Annotated in this window: 13 protein-coding genes; 1 reads left to right on the forward strand and 12 read right to left on the reverse strand. The window is 38.1% G+C overall.

Going from position 1 to position 13,943, the window contains the following annotated elements:
- Positions 1-2: 2 nt before the first annotated feature.
- Genes DRF60_RS08270 through DRF60_RS08280 form a run of 3 tightly spaced genes read right to left on the reverse strand, consistent with a single transcriptional unit; the run spans position 3 to position 5,236 of the window.
- The gene (locus DRF60_RS08270) at positions 3-1,319 is read right to left on the reverse strand and encodes a lysine N(6)-hydroxylase/L-ornithine N(5)-oxygenase family protein (protein WP_116011636.1); all 1,317 of its coding nucleotides are present in this window, start codon (positions 1,317-1,319) and stop codon (positions 3-5) included.
- On the reverse strand, positions 1,312-3,738 hold the full coding sequence (locus tag DRF60_RS08275) for a GNAT family N-acetyltransferase (RefSeq protein WP_116011637.1): 2,427 nt from the start codon (positions 3,736-3,738) through the stop codon (positions 1,312-1,314). The genes DRF60_RS08270 and DRF60_RS08275 overlap by 8 nt, the downstream gene beginning before the upstream one ends.
- Positions 3,710-5,236, reverse strand: a complete 1,527-nt coding sequence (locus tag DRF60_RS08280; protein WP_116011638.1) for a pyridoxal phosphate-dependent decarboxylase family protein — start codon at positions 5,234-5,236, stop codon at positions 3,710-3,712. The genes DRF60_RS08275 and DRF60_RS08280 overlap by 29 nt, the downstream gene beginning before the upstream one ends.
- A gap of 217 nt (positions 5,237-5,453) precedes the next feature.
- Here DRF60_RS08280 and DRF60_RS08285 point away from each other — a divergent pair, with 217 nt between their 5' ends.
- Positions 5,454-6,551: a TauD/TfdA family dioxygenase gene (locus tag DRF60_RS08285; protein WP_116011639.1), complete on the forward strand. Its 1,098-nt coding sequence runs from the start codon at positions 5,454-5,456 to the stop codon at positions 6,549-6,551.
- Positions 6,552-6,840: 289 nt separating this feature from the next.
- On the opposite strand, the gene DRF60_RS08290 is transcribed toward DRF60_RS08285, so the two are convergent.
- The 9 genes from DRF60_RS08290 to DRF60_RS08330 all read right to left on the reverse strand — a co-directional run bounded on the left by DRF60_RS08290 (position 6,841) and on the right by DRF60_RS08330 (position 13,806).
- Positions 6,841-7,653 carry an alpha/beta hydrolase gene (locus tag DRF60_RS08290; protein WP_116011640.1) on the reverse strand — a complete coding sequence of 271 codons (813 nt, stop codon included), beginning with the start codon at positions 7,651-7,653 and terminating at the stop codon, positions 6,841-6,843.
- A gap of 140 nt (positions 7,654-7,793) precedes the next feature.
- On the reverse strand, positions 7,794-8,363 hold the full coding sequence (locus DRF60_RS08295) for a Crp/Fnr family transcriptional regulator (RefSeq protein WP_116011641.1): 570 nt from the start codon (positions 8,361-8,363) through the stop codon (positions 7,794-7,796).
- A gap of 12 nt (positions 8,364-8,375) precedes the next feature.
- On the reverse strand, positions 8,376-8,897 hold the full coding sequence (locus DRF60_RS08300; RefSeq protein WP_116011642.1) for a GNAT family N-acetyltransferase: 522 nt from the start codon (positions 8,895-8,897) through the stop codon (positions 8,376-8,378).
- Between the two features lie 8 nt (positions 8,898-8,905).
- Positions 8,906-9,916 (reverse strand): S41 family peptidase, encoded by a 1,011-nt coding sequence (locus DRF60_RS08305; protein WP_116011643.1) that lies wholly within the window; start codon positions 9,914-9,916, stop codon positions 8,906-8,908.
- Positions 9,917-9,983: 67 nt separating this feature from the next.
- A complete protein-coding gene (locus DRF60_RS08310; RefSeq protein ID WP_116011644.1) occupies positions 9,984-10,778 on the reverse strand; it encodes a helix-turn-helix domain-containing protein in 795 nt (264 codons plus the stop codon).
- A 118-nt stretch (positions 10,779-10,896) separates the two neighbouring features.
- Positions 10,897-11,973: an NAD(P)H-dependent flavin oxidoreductase gene (locus tag DRF60_RS08315; RefSeq protein WP_116011645.1), complete on the reverse strand. Its 1,077-nt coding sequence runs from the start codon at positions 11,971-11,973 to the stop codon at positions 10,897-10,899.
- A gap of 6 nt (positions 11,974-11,979) precedes the next feature.
- Positions 11,980-12,501: a YceI family protein gene (locus DRF60_RS08320; RefSeq protein ID WP_116011646.1), complete on the reverse strand. Its 522-nt coding sequence runs from the start codon at positions 12,499-12,501 to the stop codon at positions 11,980-11,982.
- A gap of 94 nt (positions 12,502-12,595) precedes the next feature.
- Positions 12,596-13,165: a Crp/Fnr family transcriptional regulator gene (locus DRF60_RS08325; RefSeq protein ID WP_116011647.1), complete on the reverse strand. Its 570-nt coding sequence runs from the start codon at positions 13,163-13,165 to the stop codon at positions 12,596-12,598.
- 35 nt (positions 13,166-13,200) lie between these two features.
- The gene (locus DRF60_RS08330) at positions 13,201-13,806 is read right to left on the reverse strand and encodes a 5'-methylthioadenosine/S-adenosylhomocysteine nucleosidase family protein (protein ID WP_116011648.1); all 606 of its coding nucleotides are present in this window, start codon (positions 13,804-13,806) and stop codon (positions 13,201-13,203) included.
- Positions 13,807-13,943 lie beyond the last annotated feature (137 nt).

The raw sequence follows: 13,943 nt of genomic DNA on the forward strand, positions 1-13,943 counted from the left end.
TGTTATATTTTGACAGTTGATACAGCAGCGTGTTTCTCTACATTAAAATCCTGAAAAGCAATTTTCTTTTCGATTTTATAATGTTCTCTTCCCAAAATGTCATTGATGATATAGGAATTACGGTAGGCCGCCATTCCAAGATCGGTAGAAATGTAGCTGTGGGTGTGTACTTCAGCATGAAGCACATAGATTTCACCGCCGTTATGGTCTATGGAATAATTCCTGTTGACCGCAAATAGTCCTGCAGAATCTCTTTTAATTCTGGACTGAATATTTTTCAGAAAAGCCGGTTCATGATAACGGTATCCTGTTCCTACTACCAGATAATCGGCTTCCTGTTCGTAAGGGACATCCTGCTCCAATTGGGTAAATTCAAGAGTTAAATGATCTGGATTACTGCTATCTACTCTATCCAACTGGCTGTTTGGAATGATGGTCAGCTTAGGATCAGCATTATCAATATTCAGGTCGTAGATGAAATCATAGATCTGGTTGATGAGGTCGTAATTGATTCCTTTAAACTGTGCCTGTTGCTTGCTTAATATTGATTTTCTGGCTGCTTCATCCCTGCTGTAAAAATAATCTACATAATCAGGAGAAGTCAGTTCCAGCGTCAGCTTTGAATATTCCATAGGGAAGAAACGGTCCGGACGTGAATACCAGCCCAATTGGGTATTTTCATCACGGCTTTGCAATAAATCATAGAAAACCTCTGCAGCACTCTGCCCTGAACCGATCACGGCAATTTTTTTACCCTGAGCTAAAAGTTCTTCCTTACGGTACAGATAAGAGCTTGTATGAAGAATACGTGAATCCTCTTTCGGAATAAACGAAGGAATGTGAGGCTGTGTCCCCGTTCCCAGGATCAGTCTTTCTGTTCTGAAAACTTCGGTTTCCTTAGTTTTGGTATGAATGGTTGTGATTAAATATAGTCCGTCTTCATACACGATATCAACCACCTGCGTTGAAAAACGGCACTGCGGCAGCTGGCTCACCACCCATTGGCAGTAACGGTTATATTCTTTACGCGGAATAAAAAAATCTTCCCTGATAAAGAATTTGTACAATCTGTTTGTTTCTTTCAGATAGTTCAGAAGGCTTAAAGGATTGGTAGGATCTGCCATGGATACACAGTCACACAGAAAGGGCGTCTGCAGTGTTACGTGGTCGATCATTAATCCCGGATGCCAGTCGAAACCGTCTCTCTGGTCAAGGAAAAGTGTTTTTAATTCAGAAATCGGATTGGATAAAGCAGCAAGTCCTAAATTAAAAGGACCAATACCTATTCCGATCACGTTATATATCGTATCGTTATTCATGTTCAGTGATTTTTACGGTGAATTCTACATCTTTGTTTTGTGGGAATTTTTCCCAGTACCATTCTCTGTAGCAGAAATTAAGGTTGGCTTTTTTATGAGGCATTTCAATGACTTTATCTACTTTGAACCCGACATGAGCCTTGTTCATCATAGACGCCAGAGAATCTACCGAGCCTTCCCCTACCATTTTTCCAACCTCCGGCTGGGCAAATACATAATCTACCATAGACTGGGTGGAAGGAGAAACATATTTCTTCTTCGGGTCTGTGGGTGCGATAAATTGGTGGGTTCCGTAATCGGTAGGCAGTACATCATAGTAATCACCGACAATGTCTCTGCATGGCCAGTATACTTCGATATTGCATGTAGGTTCACCATTGCTCATAACGATGTAGCTGTGTGCTTCATCACTCGGCAGCATTAAACGGTAATAGGTTTCCAGCTCGTCAATCGGCCAGTTCATCTGCCAGATTTTGATCGCGTGTTCACGGTTAAACCACTCATGAAGCATTTCTAGGTCTTCATCAAGATCTATAGGTCTCATCGTAACCGTGACATCATCTTTCTGGAAATAACGCTTGAAGAAAGCTTCTTTCCCTTTCGGATGGATCAGCTGATCTGAGAAATAATGATAATGAAGAAGATTCGGAACTTTGGCGTAAGAAATGGCTGCTGCACTGGTGATTCCATCGATTTCATTAGCTACCGCCTTAAAATTTGTTTTTGTTCCCCAATGACGGTTTTTAAGTGCGTAACGGGTAAAATCTGAAGGCATTTCCTGATGAATCTTCTCAAATTCGGTGTGCAGCATATTGATCAGTGTTCTCTCTTTCACCCATCCCGTCTTTCCTAATGATGCTACAAGTGCTGAAAGATTGCTCACTAAAACATGGTAAGAGATAATATCTAAAAGACGTTCATCCCTGATAAAAAGATCTTCAATCTCAGGATACGCTTTGGAAAGCTCCGCATACTGTTCTCTTGCGCTTTCTCTTAATAAATATCCCTGTGCATCTCTTACAAAAAGAGTCGTCGGAAGCAACTGATCACCCAGTTGAATTAAAAGATTCTGTTGGTGTGCTTCAGGAGCCATGCCGTATTGGCTGTATAAATGGTTTAAAGGAGCAATCAGCAGATGAATATATTTTGCAAACCAAATGGTAACCGATTCTTCCGGACTGGTTCCCAATTTCTCAGAAACATCTGTAAAGAATTTTTGGATAAAATTCTGTCCGTCTGCAGGCTCATCCTGACACAGTCTTGCTAAAAGAAGTATTTTATCTTCCTGCTGGAACGGATTTTCGCGGATCAGCAGATTAAGGCTTTCAATATTTTTATCCTGATGATAAACGCCTAATGTTACAGGCTCCAAAAGCAGTTTAAACTGGTTAAAATCCTTTTCAAATGCTGCGCCTGCATGTTTTCTCCATAAAGCTGATGCATAGCCTCTTTTCAGATCCTTCTCCGTATTGATCCTTATAGATCCCGTTAAAAGAACATTTAAAGAAAACTTTGGCATCCACGGAATATGAGGACTGTACATACTTCTGATGGAAGATGTTGAATAAAATTCTTCCCCAAAAGCTCCGATATGGATCAGAGTACGGTCTTTGATCATTTCTGCTCCTTCTGCGATAGATAAAAGATAAGTAGCTTCCCAAGGATGACACGGAATCGTATAAAAATCAGAAAGTTTTTCACCTTCGTTAAGGTATTTCGCTTCAAGATCTTCCGGTAATGAAACGATGCTTTTCAGAAATTCGTTGTAAGGCTGCTCCAAAACCGACTGCTCCAGAACACAGCTTTTGTGCACCAGAAAATACTCCAGCTGAATACCTTTATTGAATTCCGGGCCGTAAAGAAGCTGTTCTGATCGGGAGAACCCCATTCTCGCTTTTGTAAACGGATGAAGATTGTGTCCTACAGGAAGCTGTTGTTCAGATTCCAGGAAAGAATACGTCAAAGCATCCTGATCCTGTAAGCCTTCTTTCATGATCATTTCCAAATTTCTTAGACTGCTGTGAATCCTTTTCGTAAATAATTCAAGGCCTTTTTCACTGAACTGCTCAGAAAGTTCGCGGTATACGAATTCGGTAAGCTCATCAACATCCGGTTCAAAAACCTTTTGATTGTTATGATCAACCACCCATAAAAGCTTTCCATAATTATGGAAAGCACTTTCAGAACGGTAAGAAACCGGAGCGAATAAAAAGATGTTGCTTTTCTTTAATTCAAATCTTATATGAAGCGGATAGGTACTGTTTTTCAGTGCCTGAGCGGTAAGGGCATCATATTTCGGGACTCCCAGGTAGAATTTTCCGTTTCCAAGCTCTCGGAGCATTCCGTTCAGCAGGATTCTGATCGTGATTTCCTGTGCTTTTTCCGTAAGCTTAGTTTGCTGTATCAAAGTCTTCTCCATGCGATTGTATTGTATTTAAAATTTGGTGAACATCTTCTGTTGTCGTAATCGGGTTCAGGAAAGTAAACTTCAGGTAGAAATTTCCATCTACTTTGGTACTTGCCACCAGAATTTCTCCGCTGTAGAAAAGCTTCATTTTGATATGCTGGTTCAAAGCATTCAGGTCTTCAATATCAGGTCTGATATAACGGAAAACCAAAACGCTCAAATCCGTATCGGAAAGCAGTTCGAAGTGAGGGTTTTCAGTGATCATAGACGCTACATCTTTGGTAAGGTCTATCACTGTGTCTGTGTATTCTGAGAGCTGTTCTTTGCCCATCATTCTTAAAGTAAACCACAGCTTCAGAGCATCGAATCTTCGTGTACTCTGGATAATGGATTTGTTGATCTGTGCAGGAATTTCCTCTTCATCCATTTCGGCAGGATTCAGATAGTCTGCATGGTGTTTCAGGATTCTTAATTCCCTTTTGTCTTTAACAATGAAAGCACTGCTGCTGATGGGCTGGAAGAAAGATTTATGATAATCTATCGTTACTGAATCCGCTCTTTCGATACCGTTCAGAAGATGACGGTACTTTTCGCTTAATAATAAAGCACATCCGTAAGCGGCATCTACGTGCATCCAGATATTATACTGCTCAGCAACGTTGGCAATATCTTCCAGTGGGTCTACGTTTCCGAAGTCTGTAGTTCCGGCCGTAGCTACAATTCCGATAGGAATATTTCCCATCTGCTCTTCTCTCTTAATGTATTTCTTCAGTAAAGCGATGTCCATGCAGAATCTTTCGTCTGTAGGGACTTTAACGATGCATTTTTCGCCTAATCCCATGATAGAGGCGTTCTTTAGGTTACTGAAATGAGATTTATCGGAAACAAAAATTCTGAAATGTCCGGCCTCCTGTGGAAGACCCTCCAGTTTAATATTATGGTTGTATCTCTTCTGGGAGAAGCAGTCACGCATCATCACCAGTCCCATCAGGTTGCTTTGTGACCCACCTGCCGTGAAAACGCCGTCGCTGGTTTCTGTATTGTATCCTAACTGCTCTGCGGTCCAGTCGATCAGTTTTCTTTCCATGAAGGTTCCTCCGGCACTCTGGTCGTAAGTATCCTGTGAAGAATTGATGGCACTGACAAGGATTTCTCCTGCCAATGCAGGGATAACGATAGGACAGTTAAGGTGTGCCACGTATTGTGGAAGGTGAAAAGCTGTCGCGTGCTTTACATATATAGTATCTACCTCTTCAAGTAGCTCCTGATACGAAGACAGTTTTTGATTAAGGTCTATCTGCTGTACCATGCCTTTCATTTCTTTGGCTTCGATTCCGCTGAAGGGTTTGTCGTTTCTGTGAAGAAAAGTTCCTACAAGGTCTAAAGTTTCTTCGACAGCGGAACGATAATGATCATAATTGTGAGAATGAAAAATATTTCCAAAATTCCCCGAAATGTGAGGTAAGTAGGCGCCCAGGATCTCTCCGGCGGGCATTTGATTGTTGTTCATATACGTATTTGTAAGGTAATTTTTAAAATCAATAAGTTGTGTAAAAGCGTATAACATACATATGTATATGCTTGATAGTCAAGTTTTTATTTTTACATTTTTTTTACTTTTTATTTGGTGGTTGATAAATTATTCATAAATTTGAATCGGTTATTGTTATTTAGAATAATTAAAAACAAATATAGAAATTATATTCACACACCAAATATTTTTTTTAATGAATTCGCTAGAAATTTTAGATAACGACAGTATTACTGCGGTAAAACTGCTTCCGAGAGTCATTGAGATCACCTCTCAGGAAAGAAGAATGATACAAGATGCAGCGACGCATCTTCAGAGAAAATATGGCAGCTATGAAAACAGAGATTTCATTACCCATGTTCATCAGCTGGCCTCTTATTTTTTACCGGAAAGAATTCTGCATATAGCGGCTGATTTCGCCAGCGACTTTTCGAAAGATCAGTATGGGGCCCTTGTGTTTAGAGGACTTATGGATATTGATCAGGAAAGTATAGGAAATACTCCACCCAACTGGCAGTCTGCAGATTATTCCAAATTCAATATCTATGGCTTTGCCTGTGCTTTGATCCACGGAGCACTTCCGTCTAAGCCTGTACAATATTATTCACAGCGAAAAGGTGGCGGATTAATGCATGCGATCATCCCGGATGAAAAAATGAGAGAAACGCAGACCGGATCGGGATCTGCAACAGATCTTTATGTACATACCGAAGATGCTTTTCTGAAACACCAGGCAGATTTTTTAAGTTTTATGTACATCCGTAATGAAGAGCAGGTGCCCTCTACCCTTTACTCAATTCGTTCCCATGGATCAATCAGAGAAAAATTCAGGCCTCTTTTTGAACGGATGTATAAGATTCCGAAAGATGCTAATCTGGAGAGAGGTGCGGATGAAGAAGAAGCATTGGATGCCGTTCTGTATGGTAACTATGAGTTGCCCTTTATGAGGTTTGATGCTGCTGAACAGCTGTTTAATCCAAGCATTCGGCAGACTGATGAAGCCCATCATCATCTGAACGAGTTTTGGGAAGAGGCAAGAGATCTGATCTATTCAGGGTTCACACCACAGGCCGGAGATGTGATATTGGTGAATAACCATTTATGTGCCCACGGGAGATCTGCTTTCAGAGCCGGGGTAAGAAATGTTGATGGTGTAGAGCACGAATGTCAGAGAAGAATTATGCTTCGTATGATGAGTAAAGTGAGTCTTATGGAAATGAGAGCGCACACACTTACTGAAGACCCGTTCTTTGTAATTGAAGAACATTTGGGTAAAAATTTTGAAAATATTTAAAGTATTTCATTATTACTTGATTATCATTATGATGAATCCTTTTAAGCACAAGGCTTAAAAGGATTTTTTTAGCTGAATACTTTTTAAACCTGAATAAATATTTAAACCATCAAGAGCATTTAAGTTTTCTTATCATCTTAATCGTTTAAAGATTTGAGCCCTGTTAACCATGTCAAGGTTTTGAACCTTGACATGGTTAGGATGGTTAGGAGCTACTGATTTCAACTTCAAATAAAACACATAAATAATTATAATAAAACCAGATACATCAATTTATATAAAGCTAATTTTATAGCTTAAAAAATCGATCAAATAAAGTCAACTGCTCAGATAAAGACCTGCTCCAGTATTTAGGATCATGGATGCCTAAGGACTCTATATAAAGATGTTGAATCTTAAGGTCTGTGAGTTTTTTATGAAATTTTCTGTTCATTTCAATCATTTGTGTATCTTCCGTACCGCAATCGAAAATGTACTGCTGTTCTGCTGTAGCCATAGTCTTCACTTTATTGTCTGTAAGAAATTTAGGATTTAATGATATTGCAGATCCTAATACTTTATCTACCTGATAATGAGTATACCCTTCCCCGAATGAATTGAAATCCAAAGCCCCGCAAGAACTTCCCACAATACCAAATGTATTATTATATGTCGTCCCAATGTTGACAGCACCATAACCTCCCATGCTCCAACCCAAAATGCCACGGAATTTTTTATCGATTTTTACAGGATAGTTTTTATTAACAAAATCTACAAGCTCCTGTCCGATAAAGGTTTGATACTGTGAATCTTTAATTAGCGGGCTGTCTACATACCATGAATTATAATTTCCGTCCGGCAGTACGTAAATCATCTTATATTCCTGGGCTTTTTTAACCAAATCAGGAATATCCTGCTTAATTGTACGTTCAGGATTTCCACTGTAGCCGTGAAGAATATAAACCGATGGATAGGTTATTCCCTGCTGTACATCCGGTGTAATAATGATCGTTTTAATGCTCTTATTCATTTTGGCACTAAAGACTTCTTTATGAATAACTTTCTGTGCGGAAAGCTGTGCAGATACTACTAATACACATACAATACTTGCTAAATTTCTCATAGGATAAATTTTAATTGACGAATTATAGTACATCTGTAATCATTGTAAGTTTGTTTATTTACGTGTACTATTGTTGTTATTTATGTGACAAAGATGAAGCTAAGAAAATAAAAAAGCCTCAACATATGTTGAAGCTTTTGTCAGTTTATTTCTTTTTTTATGCGGCTCAGCTGAGTAGGTGTAATTCCCAGATAGGAAGCAATATGATGCTGTTTCAGCCGGTTATGGAGCGGTTTGTTCTCCAGAAGCTGTAAATAACGTTGCTTGGCTGTTTCATATTTTAAAGAAATCTCTAACGGTTCTTTTTTAACCACCCAGTTTTCCTCCAGATAACGGATGTGAAATAAGGCCAGATCATGGTATTTTGTGATCAATTCTCTGAAAGCTTTTGCAGAATACTTTATTACCGAACAGTCTTCTAAAGCAATGATATTGAAGTCGCTGGGCGTATCTTTGATAATGGCTGCGGTAGAAGCCACAAAACTTTTTTCTTCAAAGAAAATCTTGTATACAGAATCTCCCTGTTCGTCTACAGTATAATATCCTACCAATCCTGATTTTATGAAATAATAATATCTGGCAGCAGATCCGGCTTCCTGAAGAAGCTCATTTTTATGATATGTTGCTTCGGTACAGATATTCATCAATGCCTTAACTGTTTCTTCTGATAAAGGATAATAGGTACTGATCTGTTCTAAAAATTCTTTCAAAGCTGATAATATTTAATCTAACATTTTCTTCATCATCAGGTCGGTCTGATCATCATTTCCTAATCTGAAGGTATGAGTTCCGAATTCCTCAAAACCATTTTTCCTGTAAAATTGAAGTGCCCTCAAATTCTCCTCCCAGACTCCGAGCCACAGATAACTTTTGTTCAGGCTTCTAGCCGTTTCCAGAGCCTGATCGTAAAGCAATTGACCCACTTTCTGGCCATGATGGCTTTTTTTGACGTAAATACGCTCTATTTCTAATGAAGTTTCGTCCTTAAGCTCAGTTTGTGCCTCTCCGGAGTTTAATTTCAGGTAACCGACAGGAATATCCTCTTCCCAGGCAATAAAGAAATGAGAATTGGGATTGGTTAATTCTGAATTTACTTTTTCCGTGCTGAAACTTTCTTCCAGATAGGTTTTCATAGCTTCTTCTGAATTACTTTCTGCAAAGGTTTCTGAAAAAGTCTGTCTGCCAATATTCTGAATGGTTTCAAGGTCCCGTATCCCGGCTTTATTAATGATTATTGATGACATATCTATATTTATTGCTCTAATTTATTAATAAGATTTTTTATTTCCGGTATGCTTAATTCAGTTTTTGTTCCTGTTTTTAAAATATTTTTTAAAATTTTAAGATGAGCAGCCTTTAAAGCGTCTTCAGCTTTTACTTCCTGATCAGGAATCACTCCGATATACTCCCAGTTTTTATGGCTTATGGAAGATGTTATTTCTCCTGTCGGAACAAGTAGCAAATATTGATTTTGGATGATAAAATGATCTACCGGATTGGCAGCACCGCCCGTTTTTTCACCGATTACTTCGGCCAGTTTATGTTCCTGTAAAAAGTAAGCCAGACCTTCTGCTGCAGAAAAACTTTTTTTACTGGTAAGAATGGTGATATTTTTGTGAAGATATTTCTGCCCGGAAGTTTTAGGCTGTGTACTGTTGATGACTGTTTTATCTTTATTTCTGAAATAAGTAGTATAAAGATCCGTTTTTTTATCAAAAAAATAGCTGCAGAACAACAGAAGCATATCATTGTCTCCGCCCCCATTTTCTCTCAGGTCAATAATCAATGAATTGGTATTGGCCACAAAATTGATAGCGGCAGCCAGTGTTTTTTCACTGGATTCGGGGGATGCGAAGCCTTTAAAATTAATGTAACCAATATTACCCTCTAACCGCTGAATATTTTCAAATCCAAAGTTTTCAAGGCTGTTATGAAAATTATTCTCTTTTTCTCTTTCTTTCTCATCGACAGCTTTTTGTGGGCTGTAGTTTTCTAGGTATTTAACAAAAAAATGTTTATCATTGATGTTTATTCTCAACTTTTGGGTAAGAAGTGCTGCAAAGTCTTTTTTACTCAAATGATTAAAACTGCCTTTCTTAGATTCATTTTGAAATAAAGAATCAACTTTTTTGTAGGCTTCTTTATCAATATAGTTGTTCTTCACTTTTTCTGTGATATCAGACAGTACTACTTTAGTATGATCGCTCTGTGCATAGGAAATCAGAGAATGGAAAAAGAAAATTCCGGCCAGTATTTTTTTCATTGAAATATGATTTAATATTTAGTAAAAGTATTTCAATGGAAAGCCTATAAATTGTAAAAATGGAAACTTAGATAAACAGCCAGATATTATTTTGTTCAATATCTACTTTTTCAAAGAATTTTCTGGGACTTGTTTTAGTGAATTCTTTAAAATCTTTAATAAGATGGGACTGATCGTAAAAAAGATTCTCATAGGAGAGCTCTGTGAGATTTTTTACTTTCTTATTTGAAATCAAAACTTTGCGAAATCTCTGGATTTTTCTGAATTCGGACGCTGGTTTACCCAGATACCGTTTAGAAATTTTATTCAGATATTGTCTTGTTATATTGTTCTTTGCTGCTATCTCTTCGATGCTGAGTTCAGTTTCAAAATCAGTCAATATAGCGTACGCTAACGTTAAATTTTTCTGTTGGAATTTCGAAAGCCAATACTCTTCCAGTATTTCAATTTGTTTTTTTCTGTTAGGCTCATTTATAACTGTATTCGATATTTCTTTAAAATCCGAAACATGAATATGTTCCTGCATAGCCTCACTGTCATCTGCCTCAAAAAAATGATACATTCCCAATGGCTTAAAATAAACAGTAATTTCATTAACAGACTGATGGTAAAAAATTTCAGTGGGAACAGAACATCTGGAAACAAAGTCGATTACTAAATTTTCGGATAAAGATCTACGGATTTCCACCCATCCTCTATTCTGGATTAGAGCCACATTCTGGCATGCTGATACAATGAAATAGTTGTCAGGAAAAGTAAGATATCTTACCGGTTCATCCCTATCATCTTTTTCTACAAAATAATATCCTTCAATATATTTTTTAAGCATAGGATGTACCGGTTGATAAAAAGTAATTTTCATATAATTGCAGGCCTGAAATGTAAAAATACAAATAGAAAACAAAATCCTGAAAAATTTTCTTCAGGACTTATGCTTATAAAAATGATGTTTTTTTACTGGTTCAGAAGCCACAGGTATTTTACATAATCATATTAATTTCATTAATTAAAGATTCTATTAAAACTTTTGCATCATGATGTTTTAGCAGCGGGGCTGCCTGTCCGCTCCAAAATGATTTAAATTCGGGGTGAGTTTCCGTATTTGCGGGATAGGCTCCGAGTTTTCCAGTGATCTTCCCCTGAAAAGGGTATGGCGCCAGAGAATGCTGTAGCTCATTCAGTTCCTCTGTAAGGCGATTTCTGATTCCTCTGGACAGCCTTCCGGTAAATACTTTAGTCAGTGTGGTATATTTTGCGTCTTCGGAAAATAATAAATTCCTATGGATATTACTGGTTCCTGACTGTTTTGTGGCTAAAAATGCAGTTCCAATCTGTACTGCATCGGCTCCGAGACTGAAAGCTGCTTTCACTCCTCTTGCATCAGCAATTCCACCGGCAGCAATAACAGGAATTCTTACGCGGTCTGCAACCTGAGGAATGAGTGAAAACGTTCCCACTAAAGATTTTTCAGCCTGTTCAAGGAATGAAACCCTGTGTCCTCCTGCATCGGAACCGGAAGCGACAACCGCATCCACTCCTGCATTTTCTATGGCAATGGCTTCATCCAGTGTGGTAGCTGTTCCTATGGTTTTAATGCCAAGCTGTCTGCATTTTTCCAGGATACCTTCAGAAGGAATACCATAGACAAAACTAAAAACGGAAGGTTTTATGTCAAGAAGAGCTTCTGCCTGTTCTTCAAAACCGGGACTTTCGGGAAGTGGAAATGAAGGCGGTTGTATTCCGGTCTCATCAAAGTAAGGCTGAAATATCTGCATTACTTTGTCAAAATCCCCGCCCTGAAACTGATCAATATTGTCATCCCTGTCTTTTACCCAAAGATTAAGGTTAAATGGCTTAGTGGTTTGTCTTCTGATTTCTCTTGAAATATGTATCATTTCTTCCCCTGAAAAAGGCTGGGCGCCAAAAGAACCCAAACCGCCCGCATTGGAAACAAGAGCAGTAAGCTCCACCGAAGAAAGTTTTCCCCCAAACGGCCCCTGAATTATAGGGAATTCAGTCCCGAAAGTTTTTGTGAATTTTGTGTCTTTCCAGTTCATAGCTATTTATTTTTGTCCGATCAGCTTAAACTGAAGTACAAAATCATCGTGAATCAATTGATCTCCGAGATTGGAAAGAAATTTACCGGAACCATACTTCATATTGTACATCGTACGGTCTATCACTATTTCTCCAAGCGCATGAAGAAAGTCTGTAAAAATCTCAACGGAAATTATAAAACTTATAGGATTGGTTATATCCTTAATGGTTAAGTGACCACTGATGGTATGTTTTCCATCTGATTTTTCTGCGTGAATAATAGACAGTTTAGCTGTTTTAAACTGGTCTGTGGAAAAGAAATCATCATGGTTCAGGTGATCAAGAAAGTCCTTATTTACTTTTGGGTCTTTAATATCCGTAATAATGATACTGGTCATATCAATTACGATTTCTCCACCGGTAAGGATATCATTTTCAAAGCTAAGATAACCGCTTTGGATATTAATCGTTCCTGTGTGCAGTCCAAGGATCTTTTTGCCTGTCCAGTTCACCGTACTGCTTTCAGGCTGGATCATAAATTTTGTCATTGTCTTATGTATTAAAGTTTCTCTGACAAAATTGGGAATATGGGCAGTCTTTTAAAAGGATATACCTCACATTTTAATGGTGATCTGCCTCACATTATTTCGAAGTATAGAGCCTGCTGAGTGTTTCCCGGGTTACCCCTAAATAAGAAGCCAGAAGATGTTTGGGAAGTTTCCGTACGAGATCAGGATAATCTGAAAGAAATTTTTCATAGCGTTCTTTAGCACTGCTGCTCAGTAAAGTCAGGATCCTGTTTTGCAGGGATACATTTCTGCGGTTGGTTTTTTTTCTGAAAAAATGCTCTACCTTATGCAGTTCTTTACAGAGTTTTTCACGGTTTTCACTGCTTAAGCACAATACTTCCGTATCTTCTATACAGTCAATATTCAGTGTTGCTGATTTCTGATAATAGTAAGCCTCGTAATCTGTAATCCACCAGTCTCTGGCTCCGAAAAGAATAATATGAACCTTCCCTGCGGCATCTGTATAATAAGATTTTACACAACCGGACAAAATAAAATAATCATCCGTTACCTGATGCCCTTCCTGAACAAGAAACTGATGTTTTTTCAATTTTTTATAGTTAAAATGACTTAAAATATAATCAAACTCCTGATCAGAAACCTCTATAATCTTTAAGAGCTGCTGTTTTAATATTTCACTCATATTTATTTTTTTATCCGTTGTCCAAAAGTAGGCCGTTAGTTTTGATGCAAATCTGAATCTTCAGTAAAAAGTAGTTTTTTAAAAGCTTCAGAAGCCAGATGCACCTGAACTGCCCAGTCGTCTGCGGCATCGCTTCCCGCATCATCAGAAATATATTTCAGGCATAGAAAAGGAATGTTTTCTTTCTTTGCAATCAGGGCAAGTGGATAGGCTTCCATATCTACAATATTGTAATCCGTTTCTGAATGATTCATCTCAAAACTGTCACCGCTGCCGCAAATTCCTTCTTCCAGACCGTTCATCTGAAGACCATATTCCAGGACAGGAGGAATACCGGATAAAGGGGTTTCATAAAGACTGAAACCTAGGCCTCTCACATCCATATCTCTTTGTATAAATTTTGTGCAGCAGACTACTTCACCCTTCCGGAAGCTTTTACTTCCTGCAGAACCCAGATTAATAATCAGTTTAGGTTTTCTGAAATGAATTTCGCGGGTAAGTTCTATGGCTGCGTTTACTTTTCCTATTCCTGTTACCAATTTATTTTTCCCATCAAAAGCTTTTCCGGCTTCTGAATCCAAAGCAAAGACAAACAGGGTTTCAGAAACCGGATATTGAGCCTCGGTATTGATTTTTATCATTGAGTGTAAATATTTTAACAAAAATAAGCATTGAAAAGATAAAACAAGAGCCATTTCTTTTTTTATTGACCCATATGAAATAAAAAAACACCTCAGTTTGAGATGTTTTTTACTGAATAAGTTGAATTTTATTTCTT

The organism is Chryseobacterium elymi (assembly GCF_003385495.1).
Taxonomy (GTDB): domain Bacteria; phylum Bacteroidota; class Bacteroidia; order Flavobacteriales; family Weeksellaceae; genus Chryseobacterium; species Chryseobacterium elymi.